We start from the raw sequence: 18,362 nt of genomic DNA on the forward strand, positions 1-18,362 counted from the left end.
ATTTACTCTAAATAAGAGATCATTACATGGAGAACTTTGTTGTTTCGGCTAGAAAATACCGTCCCAATACCTTTCAAACAGTTGTAGGACAAGAACATATCACAAACACATTAAAGAATGCAGTGTTGAGTAATCATCTTGCACAAGCATTTCTATTTTGTGGTCCAAGGGGTGTTGGTAAAACAACAAATGCTAGAATTCTTGCAAAAACAATTAATTGCGACAATCTCACTGAAGAAGGTGACCCATGTAATACATGTTCTTCTTGTTCTAGCTTTAATCAAAACTCTTCAATTAATATTGTGGAGTTAGATGCGGCATCAAATAACTCTGTTGAAGATATTAGGAACCTAATAGAACAAGTTAGATATGCCCCTCAGCCTGGCAAGAAGAAAGTTTATATCATTGATGAGGTACACATGTTATCCACTGCTGCCTTCAATGCTTTCTTAAAAACTTTAGAGGAACCTCCTTCTTATGCTATCTTTATTTTAGCTACTACAGAGAAACATAAGATATTACCTACTATATTATCAAGATGTCAAATCTTTGATTTTAATAGAATTAGTGTAAACGACATTGTCAATCAATTACAAAAAATTGCTGATGATGAAGGAATAAAAACAGATCAGGATGCCTTACACCTTATTGCTCAAAAAGCAGACGGTGGTATGCGTGATGCCTTATCTATGTTTGATATGATTGGTACATTTTCAAACAATAAAGAAATTGACTATCAAACAACTGTAGATAATCTTCATATCCTTGATTATGATTATTATTTCAAACTGACAGATTACCTTAACAAAGGAGAAGCTGCTCAGGCAATGTTAATTTTTGATGAGATTCTTAGAAAAGGCTTTGATGGTCATAATTTCATTAATGGATTATGTGAACACTTCAGAAATATTTTAGTCTGTAAAGATGACGTTACTCTAACTCTTTTAGATGTATCTGATAGTGTAAAACAAAGGTATAAACAACAAGCACAAGAAGCACCACAATCATTTATTATGAGTGCACTGCATCTTGGTGGTGAATGTGATACTAAATATAAGGAAAGCAAAAATCAAAGATTACACGTTGAATTGACTTTAATGAAGATGTCTCACATCAATAGAGCCATTCAACTTGCACAAATTGAAATAAAAAAAAAAGACTAGCTGAGTTGAAAGCAAAGCAAGCTAAGCTTGCAAAAAAAGAAGCTCCTTCCACATCAACTCAGCAATTTAATCTGGAAGAACACTTTAAGAAAGAGAGTGCTCAAGAATCGATGAAATCTACTACTCAGATTTCTGGAAATCTTGAAATGCTTAAAAGTGGTCTGAGCAGACAAGCCAAACAAATAAAAGAGGAGGAATTACAACAGGTTCCAAAACAAGCATCCGTTGTTTCGAGTATACCACCACCTCCTCCATCTTCTTATAATAGACATTCAAATGCTACTTCTCCTACAAAACAAGTAGCAACGTTTACCTTAGAACAGGCTGAAAAAGTATGGAAAGTCTTTTCAGATCAATATAAAAGAAAAGGTAAAAGTAAGTTTGCTTCTATATTACTAGAGGAATCTACAATAGATTTAGACAGTCAACTTAATATCATTATCCACATCACTAACTCTGTTCAAACTGAACATTTGAATGTGGTTAAACCCGATTTATTAAGACATCTAAGGTCAGAATTAAAAAATGACTCTGTAGAACTTCTTACAAAGGTGACAATGGTAGAAAATACCAATGAACCTAAGAAAATTTACAGTGGTATTGATAAATTAAAATATCTCAAAGATAAATATCCATCATTAACAAAATTACAACAAAAGTTAGGGTTGGAACTGGAATAAAAAAAGCTATAGTACATGTACTATAGCTTTTTTTGTTTTAAGCATTTAATGCTTTCAGAATATCATTTTCAATACTTTCAGGCTTGGTGGTTGGCGAATACCTTTTTAGAGGAGTACCATCTTTACCTATTAAAAATTTTGTGAAATTCCATTTTATAGAATTTACTAAAGTACCCGGTAAAGCTTTTTTCAAGTAAGAGAATAAAGGATGTGCATCTCCCCCGTTAACATCTATCTTTTTCATCAATGGAAAAGTCACTCCATGATTTAATTTACATGTCGCTTCCATATCATCATTACTTAAAGGTTCTTGCCCTGCAAATTGATTACAAGGAAAACCAAGAACAATAAAATCCTTCTCTTTGTACTTTTGAAATAAACCTTCCAATCCATCAAACTGTGGAGTTAAGCCACATTGTGTTGCTGTATTGACTACTAATATTACTTTACCTTCAAAGTCTGACATTTGTATATCATTACCTTGTGGATTTTGAGCTGTAAATGAATAAAATTGAGCTGACATATTTTTATTATTTTAATTTTACGTGAATTTATATCGTTCGCGATATAAATAAAAGTTTTTATTATACTTTTTTATATTTTTTATACGTTTGACTTAAAATATTTCATCAAACGGTCTTAATTTTTGCTAATGCATGATTATTGTTCATTGAAATCAGTAAGAATGATTAAATTGAACAAAATTTTATTTTTTAAGTTCCAACATAATTCCATAACCTAACAATCTTTTTAAAGGGAAATGGTTTTAAACAGAATGACAAATAGTATGAACAAAACATCAATCTTTACAGCACTGTTTTTGTCTATGATCATGGCAATTTCATTTACAGGTTGTAAAAGTCAAAAAAAGATTGCTGCTGAAAAGGCACAACAAGAGTTACTAGCAAAAACAAACAAGGCAATTCAAGATCTTGAGGCAATGGCCAATAAGGAGTACTCTTCTTTAGATGAATTAGCTCAAGATGAAGCACGTTTAAATGAGATTAAATCATATAACTTAGAAGATGCTACCGCAAATGATTTAATTACTAAAGTGGAAGCAAATTTAGCTTCACAAAGAACTGCTTTAGAAGAAAAATTAGCTGCAGAACAAAAAGCTAAAGAAGAAGCTGCAAAAGCACAAGCGCAAGAAGCACAGAAACGTGACATCTATTATTTAATGGATAACATCCAAGGTTCTGGTGATACTCAAGACTCTAATTTAATGATTACTGAGGCTTTAGCATTATTCTCTTCTCCAGATGTACCTGTTTTAATCGAAATATACAACGATGGTGATATTGTAGATTATGACAGACCTACAACTGCAGTTAAATATTTGAATAAATTGAAAGATGTTCAGAGAAATCCTGATAAAATCAAAGAATTCAAAACTGATGCAAATGGTAAAATCACTGAGCTGATTTTAACTAAAAAGTAATAATTAAATTGATTTCTATGATAACAGCTTCATTAAAGCTACTTATTATATGAATAAAATTAATGACAAACATGAAATCTATTAAAACATTAAGCATATTATTTCTTTGCCTACTAGGACTTCAAGTTTTTGGTCAAGATACACCAAAAGAAGAGCCTCCAATGCCTCCGGCAAGAAAAGCGGCAATCGATTCATTAGCTTTAGAAAAAGTTCACGATTTAAGTAAATATATTTCTAAAATTGGTGATAAAGAAACTTCTTTTTCTGAAGCAAGTAGAGTGATTGAAAGAGCTTTAGAATTATTCGTAGATGACGCACAAATTGGTGTTTCTACTTTAGGTAAAAGCCAAATTCGTTACTTTGCGATCAAGAAATATCTAGAGCGTTTAAATAAATTAAACTATAAATCTGTAAATATTGAGTGGTTCGACATTCAATATATTTCTGATCTAGAAAAACAACCTGATGGTAAATATGTAGGTGTTATCACTATCTACCAAAAGTTCACAGGTGTTACAGAAGATGGTATGGTTTATAAAGATATTACTAAGAAAGATATCACAATTTATGTAGAGCGTAAGACTACACAAATTGGTGGTAGAGAAATTGGTTTCTGGGATGTCTTATTAGGAGACATTAAAGTATCTGAAACTAAGAAAGGTTAATCTTCAAAAGATCTAAAATAAACTTGGTGATGAATTTGTATAAAGATTTATCATCAAGTTTTTTTTTACAAAAAAATAAGTCGTTTGACCAATTAAATAATTTGAAAAAGGGCAGTTAACACTTAACTTTACTCTTTGTGATTTATCAAGTTTTTTAATTTTCAGGACTTATACTTAAATGTAAACCCTGTTCAATACAAAAACGTATTTTTTTATTTATCTTCTAACAACAGAATGATTCAGAAAATTCACAAGGTAATTATACTTCTAGTACTTTCAGTCTTCCTTTTTGAAGGAAATTGTTATGCTCAAGGGATTGGTCATTATAAGGGTGATGAATCTAAGTTATATGCCGAAACTAAACAGTTTACTCAATTTGTGAAGCGCTTCAATAATGAAGAAGACATGAATGGGCAGCCCTATCCTACTGGCTCTTATAAATTTAGAGAATTAAGTATGCGTAAAAAATACTTAGAAGTTCTATTTGATAGTGAGAATGCCAGCCTTACAAAAAAACTTAAGAAAGATTTTATTGATGATGTAACCAACTCCAAAGCTCCTAAGTTTATAGAAAAACGTCAAGGAGGGTATTTTGCTCAAGTTGAAACAAGGTATTTATACAAGGGTAAAAACATCAATGTTACTTTATATTTAAGACTACAAGCAGATAGCCTAGGATACAAATGGGCTATTTTTGATGTCTATTCAGATGTACTACAAGGAATTCATAAAAACGACACCTCAAAAAAGAATTTTTTACACCCTATGAGTCATGAAATTGACTTCATGAATTTACATAGAGCATTTAGAGATCCGAATGAAATAGAAGATTATGGTGTGAATGGCTATAAAATGGACTATCTCTCTGTCTTATTTTATTTAGCTAAAAGTGGCGATCTTACTTTTGTAACTGTCAATAAAGTGAAATTCCATATATTTCAAATTTCAGGTTGGTATTTTTCTGTTGAAAAATTTGAAAGAGATTCTTATAATTCCGGATGGATGATATCTCAATTAATGCCTCTAAAAAATGAAGATATGGAAGTTTGGACACAACATATCCTTCAAAAAGACAAATAAATTAATATCAATAAGTACTGAACAATCTTATCTGTTCAGTTATTTTAAAGAAATAGAATCTAAATATATACAGTAATGAAAAAACTGTTTACATATTATCTAACACTATCGATGTTTTTTGCTCATGTATCTTATGGTCAAGAGAACAACGAAATATCTGCAGAGCGTTTAGCTAATTACAAAGATGAAGCTAAAAACCTTGTCATGTTTATAGAAAGTATTCTAAATGACATAGCAGGTGATGATTATACAAAACAAGAAAAGAATATCATTATTAATGATACTTATCTTAAGGCTTTTGAATCTGATAAAACTCAAATAGAGGATGATTTAGACCCTAACCGTCAGGTAGTTTCTAACAAAGATGTACAAGCTTACCTTAAAGACATTGATTTTTTCTTCGAAGAAGCCAACTTTGAATTTATTATTGAAAACATTGGGCATAGTGTGAACAATGATGGAAACTTATACTTCACTGTACAACTAACTCGTAAGCTGAAGGCGATTACAGTAATGAATGATACCATTGATAATTCATTAGAACGTTTTATCGAAATCAACTTAGATCCCGATGCTCAAGAATTAAAAATTGCTTCTATTTATACTACCAAGCTTTCTCAAAAAGAAGATATGGCACTTTGGTGGAATAAATTAGATGGTGTTTGGAGAGAAATTGTAGGTGGTGATATTGTCCTTGAAAATGATCTACCTTTAGGTGATGTCATTTCAATTATTGATTCGGTAATGATTACTAAAAATGATAGTACCACTGCTTTAGATGATAACATTTTTAATCACATTGAACACTTCCTTCAAAAGAAAGAACTTGATGTTTCTCTAAACCCAGAAATAGTATCTCTTGCTCCTTTAAGTAAGCTAAGAAATTTAGAAGACTTGAATATTTCTGGTACTGGTATCAATGATTTGTCTGCAATTAGAACTTTAACCAACCTTAAGACACTAAGATGTGAGATGACAGGGATCAATTCTCTAGACCCTCTTGTTTATTGTACAAATATTAAGGTCTTAATGATTAATGACACACAAATTGAAGATTTATCGGTTGTTGAGAATTTTGAACAACTTAAAGAACTATATATCTTCAATACTAATATTTCAGATCTTTCTGCATTGAATGGTTTAGAAGAATTGAGTGTATTATGGGCTAATGACACCAAAATATCAAATATTAAGTCTTTAAACTCTACAAAGCAATTACGCTCTTTAGACATATCATCTACGGATGTCACTTCTATCGATGCATTGTATGGACTTAAAAATCTTGAACAATTAAGCATTGATAATACACAGGTAAGTGACCTTTCTTCTTTAGCAACTACAACAGCTTTAAAGAATTTATCAGCGGATCAAACAGGTATTTCCAATCTTACTCCTTTAAGTAAGTTAGAACATATTGAAAGAATCTATTGTGATGGAACTAATATCAATACTTCTATCGCACAAAGTTATATGAGATCTCATCCTAAAACTTTAGTGATTTATGGATCTGATCAACTAAAAAATTGGTGGGAAAGTTTAAGTGATGCTTGGAAGCAAAAATTAATGGCTACTGCAGGGTTAACCACTAATCCTGAAAAAGAGCAATTACAAATTATAGCCAATATCAAAGAAATTGATATTCATAATGAAAGTGGTATTCAGAACTTAGAACCACTTAACTTTTTGATCAACTTAGAAAAATTAAATGCAGCAAATACAAACATCAATAGTATTGAAGCATTAAAAAGTTGCCCAAAAATTACAGAGTTAAATTTGAAAAGTACAAATGTGACAGATATTTCAACATTAGAAAATCATAAGTTACTTTCAAAACTAAATATTAGAGGAACTCAAATTTCTGATTTATCTCCACTGAAAAATGCTGAGAAATTATCAAAGATTGATATCTCAAATTCTAAAGTAAGTTCAATAACACCTCTTCAATCTATAGAATCTTTAAAAGTGATTGAAGCAGACAACACTCCTACTGGAGAAGGTGCATTTATTCAATTTGCTATTCATTCACAAGCTTTAGTAGTCTTTAGAACGGCAAAACTTCAAATGTGGTGGGAAGGTCTTTCAGATCAATGGAAAGAAATTTTTAGTACGGAAGCTAAAATTGGTAATAAACAGCCCGATAAGTTTGATTTACATCAAATAAGTAAGATTTCAGAAATTAATATCAGTAATCATAAAAGCATTAAAGATCTTAAGCCACTTCAAATGTTGTTCGATTTGAAGAAACTGAATATTTCTTATACTAGAATAACAGATCTTCAACCTATTTCAGATATTAAAACATTAGAGGACTTATCTATAGATAACACTCCTATTTCTGATATTTCACCTTTGGTAAATTTAAAAAATCTGAAGGCTTTAAATATTTCAAATACTTTAGTAGAAAAAGTAAGTATATTGGAGAGATTCACTCAAATGGAAAAATTAAAAGTATCAGGTATTGTGAAAGTTAAAAATATTTCTTTTGTGACCAAGATGCCTCAATTAAAAACTTTTGAGTGTTATAACACTAGTGTAAACAACCTGAAATATTTAGTTGGTTTGAATGAATTGAAAACCCTTAAGTGTTATAAAACAAAATTAAATCAGAAAAAAGTAGATACATTTAAAGCTCAAATGCCGAATGTTTCTGTTGACTTCTATTAATAGGATGAAGGAATAAAAATTCTAAACATCTATCAAAATAAATTTGATATTACACTCTTATACCTACCTTTGCTGGAAGTATAAGAGTGTTTTTTTTAATTATGGAACAATTACAAAAATTTTCTTTAGATGAAGTGAAAACACTTCAATCTTTAGCTGGTGCAGCAATTAATGATGTTATATATCATATTTGGAGCAATACCTCTAATGAACAAGAGGAATACCAATGTTTAGATTGGCTGGAATTAAGGTTTGATGATAAAACAAGACTAACCTTCACAGCTGGAGAAGAAAGTGATGGTATTAAGATCGTCGTATTTGACCCAGTAAAGGAACGCAAAAAACTCTTAGAACAGTTTGATGGAAAAATAGATATTAAGAGCTTCAGAGTAGTAAAAATGGACATTTGGAATGATATTCTAAATCAAAAGATTACCAATGTAAAGCTGACAAAAATTAAAGATGATTTCTTCCCAAATGATGAAATGATACTTGTTTTTGCTAACGAAAGCCAAATCAAAATATCTATATCATATGAGGACGGTTTGTTGGTAGAAGAGTATGAAGATGAGCCTCCTGTGATCAATTCTTTAGATAACTTTCCAGAGGAATAAAAACATAACATATATATAAGCCATCAGTTTGATGGCTTTTTTTATTTTTCTTACATAAGTATTTTTTTTAGTGTAAGTAAACTTTTTTTGGTTAAAAAGCATTTATATAGATGAACACCCCAAAATTTTAGACCCTTACAGTTGAACAAACCCCCAAACCACCCATTCTATTTCTTAAAATAATTTAACTTTTTTTCATAATTGACATCACAAACCTTTATCTTTAGGTAAAATTATGATCTTCTAATCAAACTCGTTTGTGAAAACTAAACTTCTAATCTTCTTTATAGTAATATTTGGAATTTCCTTTCAAATCAAAGCTCAAAAGAAAACATATTACCACGATTCTACTTATTATAAGTCTTACAATGATTTTTTACATTTAAGACTTTATACCGTTTATAAATTTAATAGTCTAGTTGTTAATTCACATGATGAACAAAATAACCGTAGACAACTCGTCTATTCTCCAAATGGTAATATCAATTTAGGTTTTGGATTTAATTATAAAGGTTTAGGTATTAATTTCGGTTTCAATTTTCCTTTTATCAATAATGATGATAAAACACTTGGGCATACCAAAAAACTTGACATGCGTTCTTATATGTATGGAAGAAGGTATGCTATTGATTTCGGCCTACAGTTTTATAAAGGATTTTATCTTACTGAATTCGATAAAGTTACAAGACCTAACAACCCAAATCCTCCTTCTGAAATCCGAGGAGATTTAACAATTAATACACTTGGAATTACTGCCTTTAAAATCCAAAATTACGAGAAGTTCTCCTTCCGGGCTGCTTTTGCTCAGACAGAAGTTCAAAAAAAATCTGCAGGTAGTTTAATCTACGGCCCCTACTTTAATATGGTATTTACAAAAGCTGACTCTAGCCTTGTTCCTGAACATATTAGAGATGAATTCCATATTTCATCTAATGTTATAAAAGGGACCTACGGGAGCTTAGGGTTAATTGGAGGATATGCACAATCTTTTGTTCTTGGTGAACGCTTTTTCTTAACAGGCGCCTTAGCAGTGGGTTATGGTGCTACTTATGGTAATTATACTTATACTACTGATAATGGACATGTACATGATACTACTTGGAAAGGTGGTGTAAAATTAAATGGCAGAGTGGCTTTTGGTTACAATCATGGTCGAAATTATATAGGTACTTCATATGTTATCGAAAGTTATAACATAACAACAAATCATGATAATATATCTATGTATTGGATGGGTCAGTTCAGAATAAATCTAGTGAGACGTTTCAATTGGACAGTAAAACCTTTGGATTGGTTATTAGCAAGAAAAAGAGAAATAACTTCTTCCAAGAAATAAAAAAATAGCCTTTGTAATTACAAAGGCTATTTTTTTTATCAATTAAATGAACTGAATTAATAAGATGTGTTTCTACCAGAGGCAGTTACTAATCCTTTCAGTTTATTATTAAACTTCTTAAGGTTAACTAACTCTTCACAGCTCATGTGCATTCTATATCTCCAATAGTGATATTTAATTGCTGGAATATTAATTCTCTCAGCTTCAGCATCTTCTCTTCTTACTTCACTATCAATAGCTAAGATATCCTGAAGAGGGAAAATACACCAAATTGAGTCAGCATATAAATGCTGTTTTAAAACTTGTTCAGCAATCCAAGGCTCACAATCTTGAGGCGCTTCTCCCCAATTTCCTAATACCTCATTATAGAATCTTTGTGTATCTCCTCTATCTTCTTGCCACCAACCTCTTACAGTTGACATATCATGTGATGACGGTGAAGCAACAGAATCATATGGATAATTTGCTGGGTGACCAAAAGCAATAGATGGATCTTTAGGCATTCTCTGAATTTCTAAAGATAAGATCTCTAATTCTTTCATTACACCTGGAACACAATCAGGAACCATTCCTAAATCTTCGCCACAAATTAACATGTTAGTTGCCTCTTTAATAGCCGGAAGTTTTTCCATTGCTTGAGCAGACCAAAGTTCTTCTTGACGCTTAAAGAAATAATCAACATATAATTCCTGGAAATGATATTGTTGGGCAGGAGTCAACTCTGCAAAAGTACGTGACTTATCCATCGTTACCCTTGGTGCATAATGCTGTCCATCATCATAACCCAAAGCTTGAATTAGTAACACCTCATTATGTAAGCTATAAAGACCATCTCTAATAGCTTCTAAACGTGCCTTATCTTTATCGTCTTTAGGCTTTATATCATTAAAGTAAGCTTGAATTTTTACTTGTGAATCAAAAGCAGCTTTAAAATTATAAGCACTTTCCCACTTTTGCTCTAAAAATTCTTTCTTTACCCAATCGGTATCAGCTCCAAACATCTCACCTAAGAAATGTTCTCTAATATATGGTTTACAGAAACGATCATGATTAAATGAAACACCTCTATTTTCTAATTCACTAACGTGTAAAGGAAGTGCTGGTCTAAACTGACCTAATAAACCTTGAACTGAATCGATAGGAATCTCCCAAATTCTGAAGAAACCTAAGATATGATCAATTCTAAATGTTTGGAAATACTGTGATAGATGAGTCATACGACTTGTCCACCATGCATAACCGTCTTTTTTCATGGTATCCCAATCATAAGTTGGGAATCCCCAGTTTTGACCATTAACTGCAAAATCATCTGGAGGAGCACCTGCCTGACCATTCATATTATATAAATGTGGAGATGTCCAAGCATCAGCAGAGAATCTATAAATACCAATTGGAATATCACCTTTTAGAACAACTCCTTTAGATTGTGCATATTCTGATGCTTCTAATAGTTGAGCATGTAAATGATATTGTACAAAGACATAAAAATTAACCTCGTCTTTTACTTTCGATTTAGCATCAAATAATTTTGCTACTTTCTTAGCATCATAATTGGCGAAATCTTCAAATTTAGAAAAATCTGGTGTTTTATATTTATCTCTTAAATAACAGAATGCGGCATATGGTAATAACCACTCTTCTTGTTCTTTAATAAATTCTTTTACCTTCGCAGTTTTAAAGAAACTTGCTTTCTTTTCAGACCAAATTTCTTTTAAGTAGTCCATTTTAGCATTCATTACTGCTTCATAATCAACAGTATCTAAAGCGTTCAATGTCTTTTTCAACTTCTTCAATTTGGTCATCTTCTTCTTATCCTTAAGATCACCAATTGCTTCTAAGTTGATATATAATGGATGCAAAGCATATACAGAAACAGATGCATAAGGATATGAATCTACCCACGTATATGTTGCCATTGTATCATTTACTGGTAAAATCTGAACAAGACGCATGCCTGTTTCAGAAGACCAATCTACAAGACCTTTTATATCTAAAAATTCACCTACTCCAAGACCATTTTCAGATCGTAAAGAGAATACTGGTAAAGCTACACCCATACCTTTCCAATTATGTTTATCATAATTGAAACGATGGTCTGAAAATTTGACAGCTACTTTTGGATCATTTTCAATAATATTGAAAACGTGATCAAAACCGCCTTCTAATTCTGGAGCAGCATTTTTATCTTTTGTATTGACCAATACATATTTGTATTTCAATTTATGATGACTTGCTTTGATAGGTGTAGTAATTGTCCACACATTTCTATCTGCATCATATTGCATTGGTAAAGCTTTAGCAATATCCCACTCTCCTAATTCTTTAGAAGAACCTACAACTTTTGCTACATAATCCGAATTAATTCTAGGAACATTAACTTCAAATGTATAAGAGGTATCTTTCGTAGATTTTTTAGGTGCTTTTACTTTTGGTGTACTTGTTTGAAAAATCACATCAAATGCAGCTGTATCAAAAGCATTTTCTACTTCATGATACGGATTCCAAGAATCGTTTAATACTACTTTTGATAATTTTTTATCTATAGCAACTGTTCTAGGTAAACCAGCTTCTTTGTAAACAATATCATTTCCTTGATCAATTAATAAATAATTGTATTCAAAGGATTTAGCACGAGATTTTGATAAGTCAATTTCAGCAATCCATACACCTCCACCTAGGTAAGACATTTTTAAGGCATCGGATTTTTTTCCTTTTCCCAAGACAGCAATTGAACCAGATATAGCTAATTGTTGACCAAATTGGGTATCATAATGTATTTTGAAAGATACTTTCATCGAAGATAATGTTTTTATATATTCTTAGAATGGTCTTGATTTTATTATTGCAAGGTACTTCTACCTTTTTTCATAAGCTAAAATAGTATAATGTTTTAGCTTTATAAAGTAGTTCAATAAGGTATTTTTATATTTTTTTTTTGCAACGGTTTGCGTTACGGGATGCATGATTAAAATCATCAAATTTAATCTATGATAAATACTCTTTTTAATTTTTATTACATAAATCAATAAAACTTCCATTGCTTTCTGATCAAGCAGAATAACTTTCAAATTAAAATTGTAAGGAAATATAGTTTTGTGACACCAATAGATATCATAAATCAAAATTTCATCAAAATGAAAAAGAATCTATTTCTCTTAATTCTATCTCTTCTTTCTTTAAATTGTTTTTCTCAAGAAGAAAATACATTACCCTCTAAATATCAATATATTGATGGTTCAGTACAAATAGGTAATGATTTCGTAGGTTCATTATCCTACGGTCATTCTTGGGGTTTAGGCCAAAAGAAAAAATTTGTTCTAGGTACTGGTTTAAGGTTTTCTGTTTTTCAAGGATGGAATAATCAAACTAAAGAATTCTACTCTGCTCCTCCTGAGTTTTATGGTAAAGAAGAAAAACAAGATACACTTTCAATAAACTCACCTAATCAAATGAATATAGTACTCTATATTTCTTTAAGCTACCGAATCAAAAGTAAGTGGGAAGTTGGAATGAATATCGATGCAATTGGTTACACCTTTGGTAAAGATCAAAATGCTATTTATACAGGAAATGGGGCAAGTCAGAATACCACAGCACAATCTAATAATGTATCAGCACTACTCGTTGCAGCAAATGATATAGGAATGTTAAGTTCTGAGTTTTATGTACAATATCATTTCAACGATAAATGGTCAGGACGTTTGGGTTTTGCACATACTTTTACAGAGTACTCAACACCTACAGAACTTCAACCTGGCAATAAAAGGTTTAGAGGTGTAAGTGATGGTGTGATGATTGGAGCGAGATACAACCTAAAATAATACATAATGAAATATACACTCTTATTTCTTTCAGTCCTCTTATGTAATCTAACAACATATTCTCAAAATGTAAATTCTTCAAAGTCTAAAGTAGAATTCGAAATAAGTAACTTTAGAGTAAATACCGTAGAAGGTTTTTTTAATGAGATGACCGGTAATGTAATATTTGATGAAGACGACTTATCTTCTTCTAAATTTGATGTTTGTATTTCCACTTCAACAGTTAATACTGGAAATGAAAAACGAGACGATCACTTAAAAAATGAAGATTTTTTTGATGTCGAAAAGTATCCAAAAATCTGTTTCATCTCTAATGAGATTATTAAAGACGGTGATAAATTTATTGCAAAAGGTAAGTTGATGGCACATGGCGTGACCAAAAACACCAATATTTATTTTATAAAAAACTCAGACTCTTTGTCTGGAGAAATGAAAATAAATAGATTAGATTTTGATATCGGTAAAGATACTGGAACGTTTACAGTGGGTGATGAAGTAAATATAAAAATCTTCTGTTTCCTCAACAATGAATAAAAAAAGGCTGTCTATAATTAAATAGACAACCTTTTATCTTTATACGATTATAATTTTATCTAACTATAAACCTAAAAGTTTTATATAAGCTTCCAATTTTCATTCGAATGATATATAATCCCGATGAGTATTCATTGCTCAATTCAATTGGTTGAATACTACTACCTTCTCTGAAAAATATAGAATTACTATTCATCACTTTACCCTGACGATTATAAATAATATATTCACCAACTTTATCTTGAGCATTTGAAGAAATCAAAAGACTAAGATCATCACCACTATCTATAAATGTAGGGTATAACTTCCAATTTGAAATGTTATCAATATCAACTTTAATAGGACCGTAATAAGTTTTTGTACCATCAAAATCGTATTGTCCTAATCTATAATATATTCCAGCTGGAGTATTTACAGTTGTTGAATAATCAATTTTAACAAGAGAATTACCTGCTGCATTATGTTTTGAAACTTCTTCCCAATTAATTTTATCATTTGATATTTCAATGGTAAAAAAGTCTGAATTTTCTTCTGTAGCTGTAGCCCATGTTAATAAAACATCATCTCCTTGAATTTCACCTGTGAAAAATAATAATTCTACTGGTAAGTCAGGAGGAGCTGTAGGTGTAAAAGTTTTATCATCATCGTCATTTAAAGCATCACAAAACCCATCGCTATTACATGTTCTATTTAAATTATTCATATCAGCATCACATAAATCTGCAGTACCATCTCCACCATAATCTATATAAACACCACCATTTGAACCGACTTCAGGGTCTAAGCGTAAATCACAATTTATACCAATACCTTCATGAATAACAAATGCACCATTTATAGGATCCCAAGATGTCCCCCCATATGTAGTGGAAACTGTTACTTCTCCCGTTACTTCAATAATCCCATCTTCAGCAATTGTTATTGAAGTACCAGAAACTTCCATATCACCCGTATTATTTAGATAACCTGAACTACCTACATTAATAGATTGTCCACCATTAAATACAATACCAGACTTAGAATTAAAATTGCCATTAACATTTAATTCACTGTTACTAGAAGACCAGTTTAATTCCTCGGTGATAGTTAAATCCCCCCCATCTTCAACATTAATTATTGTTCTTTGACCAGAATGTTGAGAATCTCCGTCACTAATATTTTTAAATGTTGCTGTACCTCCATTTAAAATATTCACTTCGCCTCCGTCACCACCTCCGTTTTTATTCACTAAGGTCAATTCTGTGGAAACATTGTTTAGATTAAAACCAATATTAATATGAATATAATACCCACCACTTTCACCAAATAGGATTTCATCAGTAGATTCCTTTGGGTAACCATTTGTACAAGTACCGGTACATGTCCAATTACTTGTATCTTCCCATTGAGCTTGAGTTGAAAATGTAACGTTACCGTTTGGGGTATATACTCCTTGAGCATACCCCTCAACCCCCGTTATTATTATAAAAAATAGCAACGTGATTGTTAGTTTAAGTTTAAGTTTGAAATTCATAAGTCAAATAAATACGTAATAAGTATTACAAATTTAGAATAAAAAAATTCACATTTATTATAAAACGAATTTTAATTTCCATTTTTTTAACAACTCATAACATTGTACTTTCTTACGTCTATAAAAATATGTACATGAAGTTCTTATAAGTAATTAACCTCTGCTCTACTTAGTATAATTATTTTCCATAATGATTTTCTTATATTGAATATCAAATAGTTAAATAACTACTTTGATCTATATTCACACAACATAATTATCAATAAGCCCTTATACTATTAGGATAAGGGCTTACTGTTGAAATAAAATGAAATATTAAAGTTTTGATCCTCGTAACCTTAATGCATTAGATATTACTGAAACAGAACTAAAACTCATAGCTAATGTGGCCAACATGGGTGATAATAAAATCCCAAAGAATGGAAATAACACTCCTGCCGCAATTGGTACACCTAAAACATTATAGAAGAATGCAAACACTAAATTTTCTTTGATATTTTTCATCACTTTCTCTCCTAATTTGAAGGCCCTAACTAAATTAGAAATATCTCCTTTTAATAAGGTCACTTCTGCACTCTGTATTGCAATATCGGTTCCATCGCCCATTGCAATACCAATATTCGCTTGTGTTAATGCAGGAGCATCGTTAATTCCATCCCCTGCCATTGCTACAATTTTACCTTTTTCCTGATATTCTTTTACTAAAGCTAATTTATCTTCTGGTAAACAATCCGCTTTAAAATGATCAACGCCAACTTGACTTGCTACATATTTAGCTGTTTGTTTGTTATCGCCAGTCAACATGATCACTTCCATACCTTTTTTGTGTAGGTCGTGAACTGCTTTGATAGCAGACTCTTTTATTGGATCAATAATAGATATAGCTCCTTTTAGTTCTTCTTTTTCTAATAGATAAACAACCGTAGCTCCTTTTCCTTGTTCTTCTTCAATTAAGGAGAATTGTCTATCATTTAAAAGACTCTCTTTTAAGAATTTATGATTTCCCAACTGGATGAGTTTACCATTTAATTTTGCTCGTGCACCTTTTCCAATGATATATTGATAATCTTTTATATCAAATGTAGTATCATCTATTTCTTTAGCGGCTAAAACAATTGCTTTTGCCAATGGATGATCACTATTTTTATCTAATGAGGCTGCAGTTTTAAGTACGTGATCTTCCTCCCAATCTGAAAAAGAAAACACTTGATGCACCTTAGGTTTCCCTTCTGTTAGAGTGCCTGTTTTATCAATCATTAAAACCTCTACGTCGTTTAATAATTGTAATGCTTCGGCATCTTTTACTAAAATACCATATTCTGCTCCTTTACCAGTACCCACCATAATTGACATTGGTGTCGCAAGACCTAGTGCACAAGGACAAGCAATTAATAAAACTGCAACTGCATTGACTAATGCATAGACAGCAGCATTCTCTCCTGTATAGAAAAACATCCATGCAACGAAAGTTAAAACTGAAATACTCACCACAATGGGTACAAAATATTTAGCAATTTGATCCGCTACTTTTTGAATAGGTGCTCTAGAACGACTTGCGTCATTCACCATTTCAATTACTTTAGATAATAAAGTTTCTGTCCCTACTTTTTCTGCAGACATTACAAAACTACCATTGGTATTGATCATTCCGCTACTTACTTTATCACCCACTTTGACTTCTTGAGGAATTGGTTCGCCTGTAATCATTGAAGCATCCATTGTTCCATAACCTTCTAATATAGGACCATCTACAGCTACTTTCTCTCCTGGTTTTACTCTTACCTTGTCTCCGTATTCTATGTGTTCTACCGCAATAATAACATCTTTATTTCCCCTAATTACTGTTGCTGTTGGAGGAGCCCATTGAAGTAAAGCTTTTAATGCGGAGTTTGTTTTTGCGTGTGCTCTCAACTCCATCAATTGACCTAACATCACTAACAAAAGAATAGTACATGTTGCTTCAAAATAAACATCTACAGCTCCATTAGATTTAAATTGATCAGGAAAGACAGATGGAAAGAAAAGTGCGAATACACTAAAACTAAATGCAACTATAGTCCCTATACCTATCAATGTCCACATATTAAAATTCTTTGTGATGATAGAAGACCAAGCTCTTTTCATAAAAATCCATCCAGTATAAAATACCATCGGTATACTTAATACAAACTGTATTATGTTCCAAGATGTCTGTGACATGAAAGCTAACATTTGATGATGCACACTTGGAATAATATGACCTAACATTGCTATTAAAGCTACTGGAATAGTAAAAATCAAACTCAACTTAAATCTTTTGAGCATATCATTATAAGCCTCATTCTCTTCTTCGTCAGAAGATTCCGGCATCACCACCTCTAAAGGCATTCCACATTTATGACAATCCCCAGGCTCGTCATAAATTTCATCAGGATGCATTGGACAAGCATATTTTACTGCTGGTTTTGGCTCTGGAATTTTTTCCAAAGGCATACCACAAACAGGACAATCTCCCATTTCATCATATACTTTATCTCCTTCACACATCATAGGACAATAATACTTCCCGGCATTCTCTGATGTAATTTTAGGTTTTTCGTATTCTATCTTTGGTATATCATGTATAATTTTATCTGCATAATCTTTGGAGTCAACATCTCGAGATGAAATTTGTTCCTTCACCTCATACCCTGCTTCACCAATTATTTTATTAATACATTTTTGGCAGGCACCTTCGGTAACCACCCTTAGAATATTCCCTTCTATTATTTCCCAATCTATCACTCTTGGATCAGCATCAAGAAGTGGTTGCACTTTGGCTTCACACATCTTGCAACTTAACGATGTATCTAATGTTAACTCTTTCATCTTC

14 protein-coding genes are annotated in these 18,362 nt (G+C 31.5%); 10 read left to right on the forward strand and 4 right to left on the reverse strand.

Features of this window, described 5'->3' with window-relative positions; genetic code table 11:
* Window positions 1–26: 26 nt before the first annotated feature.
* Window positions 27–1,163: a DNA polymerase III subunit gamma/tau gene (locus NH26_RS04745; RefSeq protein WP_044222280.1), complete on the forward strand. Its 1,137-nt coding sequence runs from the start codon at window positions 27–29 to the stop codon at window positions 1,161–1,163.
* 5 nt (window positions 1,164–1,168) lie between these two features.
* Window positions 1,169–1,843, forward strand: a complete 675-nt coding sequence (locus NH26_RS04750) for a hypothetical protein (RefSeq protein WP_044222284.1) — start codon at window positions 1,169–1,171, stop codon at window positions 1,841–1,843.
* A 37-nt stretch (window positions 1,844–1,880) separates the two neighbouring features.
* Here the strand turns inward: NH26_RS04750 and NH26_RS04755 are convergent, their stop codons facing one another.
* Window positions 1,881–2,366 (reverse strand): glutathione peroxidase, encoded by a 486-nt coding sequence (locus NH26_RS04755; RefSeq protein ID WP_044222287.1) that lies wholly within the window; start codon window positions 2,364–2,366, stop codon window positions 1,881–1,883.
* Window positions 2,367–2,630: 264 nt separating this feature from the next.
* Here NH26_RS04755 and NH26_RS04760 point away from each other — a divergent pair, with 264 nt between their 5' ends.
* From NH26_RS04760 to NH26_RS04785, 6 genes are all read left to right on the forward strand, one after another.
* On the forward strand, window positions 2,631–3,284 hold the full coding sequence (locus tag NH26_RS04760) for a hypothetical protein (RefSeq protein WP_139262862.1): 654 nt from the start codon (window positions 2,631–2,633) through the stop codon (window positions 3,282–3,284).
* Between the two features lie 62 nt (window positions 3,285–3,346).
* Window positions 3,347–3,949 carry a hypothetical protein gene (locus tag NH26_RS04765; RefSeq protein ID WP_044222290.1) on the forward strand — a complete coding sequence of 201 codons (603 nt, stop codon included), beginning with the start codon at window positions 3,347–3,349 and terminating at the stop codon, window positions 3,947–3,949.
* A gap of 234 nt (window positions 3,950–4,183) precedes the next feature.
* Window positions 4,184–5,029, forward strand: coding sequence for a hypothetical protein (locus NH26_RS04770; RefSeq protein ID WP_044222293.1), 846 nt, complete (start codon window positions 4,184–4,186; stop codon window positions 5,027–5,029).
* 75 nt (window positions 5,030–5,104) lie between these two features.
* Window positions 5,105–7,693: a leucine-rich repeat domain-containing protein gene (locus NH26_RS04775; protein ID WP_084812061.1), complete on the forward strand. Its 2,589-nt coding sequence runs from the start codon at window positions 5,105–5,107 to the stop codon at window positions 7,691–7,693.
* A gap of 101 nt (window positions 7,694–7,794) precedes the next feature.
* Window positions 7,795–8,307 carry a hypothetical protein gene (locus NH26_RS04780; protein ID WP_044222298.1) on the forward strand — a complete coding sequence of 171 codons (513 nt, stop codon included), beginning with the start codon at window positions 7,795–7,797 and terminating at the stop codon, window positions 8,305–8,307.
* 259 nt (window positions 8,308–8,566) lie between these two features.
* A complete protein-coding gene (locus tag NH26_RS04785; RefSeq protein ID WP_044222301.1) occupies window positions 8,567–9,643 on the forward strand; it encodes a DUF4421 family protein in 1,077 nt (358 codons plus the stop codon).
* Window positions 9,644–9,699: 56 nt separating this feature from the next.
* Here the strand turns inward: NH26_RS04785 and NH26_RS04790 are convergent, their stop codons facing one another.
* The gene (locus NH26_RS04790) at window positions 9,700–12,438 is read right to left on the reverse strand and encodes a 4-alpha-glucanotransferase (protein WP_044222303.1); all 2,739 of its coding nucleotides are present in this window, start codon (window positions 12,436–12,438) and stop codon (window positions 9,700–9,702) included.
* 339 nt (window positions 12,439–12,777) lie between these two features.
* Here NH26_RS04790 and NH26_RS04800 point away from each other — a divergent pair, with 339 nt between their 5' ends.
* Both NH26_RS04800 and NH26_RS04805 read left to right on the forward strand, forming a co-directional pair.
* The gene (locus tag NH26_RS04800; protein WP_139262865.1) at window positions 12,778–13,464 is read left to right on the forward strand and encodes a hypothetical protein; all 687 of its coding nucleotides are present in this window, start codon (window positions 12,778–12,780) and stop codon (window positions 13,462–13,464) included.
* 6 nt (window positions 13,465–13,470) lie between these two features.
* Window positions 13,471–13,998 (forward strand): YceI family protein, encoded by a 528-nt coding sequence (locus tag NH26_RS04805; RefSeq protein WP_044222311.1) that lies wholly within the window; start codon window positions 13,471–13,473, stop codon window positions 13,996–13,998.
* Window positions 13,999–14,053: 55 nt separating this feature from the next.
* On the opposite strand, the gene NH26_RS04810 is transcribed toward NH26_RS04805, so the two are convergent.
* Together NH26_RS04810 and NH26_RS04815 are read right to left on the reverse strand one after the other, a co-directional pair.
* Window positions 14,054–15,475 (reverse strand): T9SS type A sorting domain-containing protein, encoded by a 1,422-nt coding sequence (locus tag NH26_RS04810; RefSeq protein WP_158021887.1) that lies wholly within the window; start codon window positions 15,473–15,475, stop codon window positions 14,054–14,056.
* A 351-nt stretch (window positions 15,476–15,826) separates the two neighbouring features.
* Window positions 15,827–18,358, reverse strand: coding sequence for a copper-transporting P-type ATPase (locus NH26_RS04815; RefSeq protein ID WP_071397086.1), 2,532 nt, complete (start codon window positions 18,356–18,358; stop codon window positions 15,827–15,829).
* Window positions 18,359–18,362 lie beyond the last annotated feature (4 nt).

It is taken from the genome of Flammeovirga pacifica, from assembly GCF_000807855.2.
Lineage (GTDB): Bacteria > Bacteroidota > Bacteroidia > Cytophagales > Flammeovirgaceae > Flammeovirga > Flammeovirga pacifica.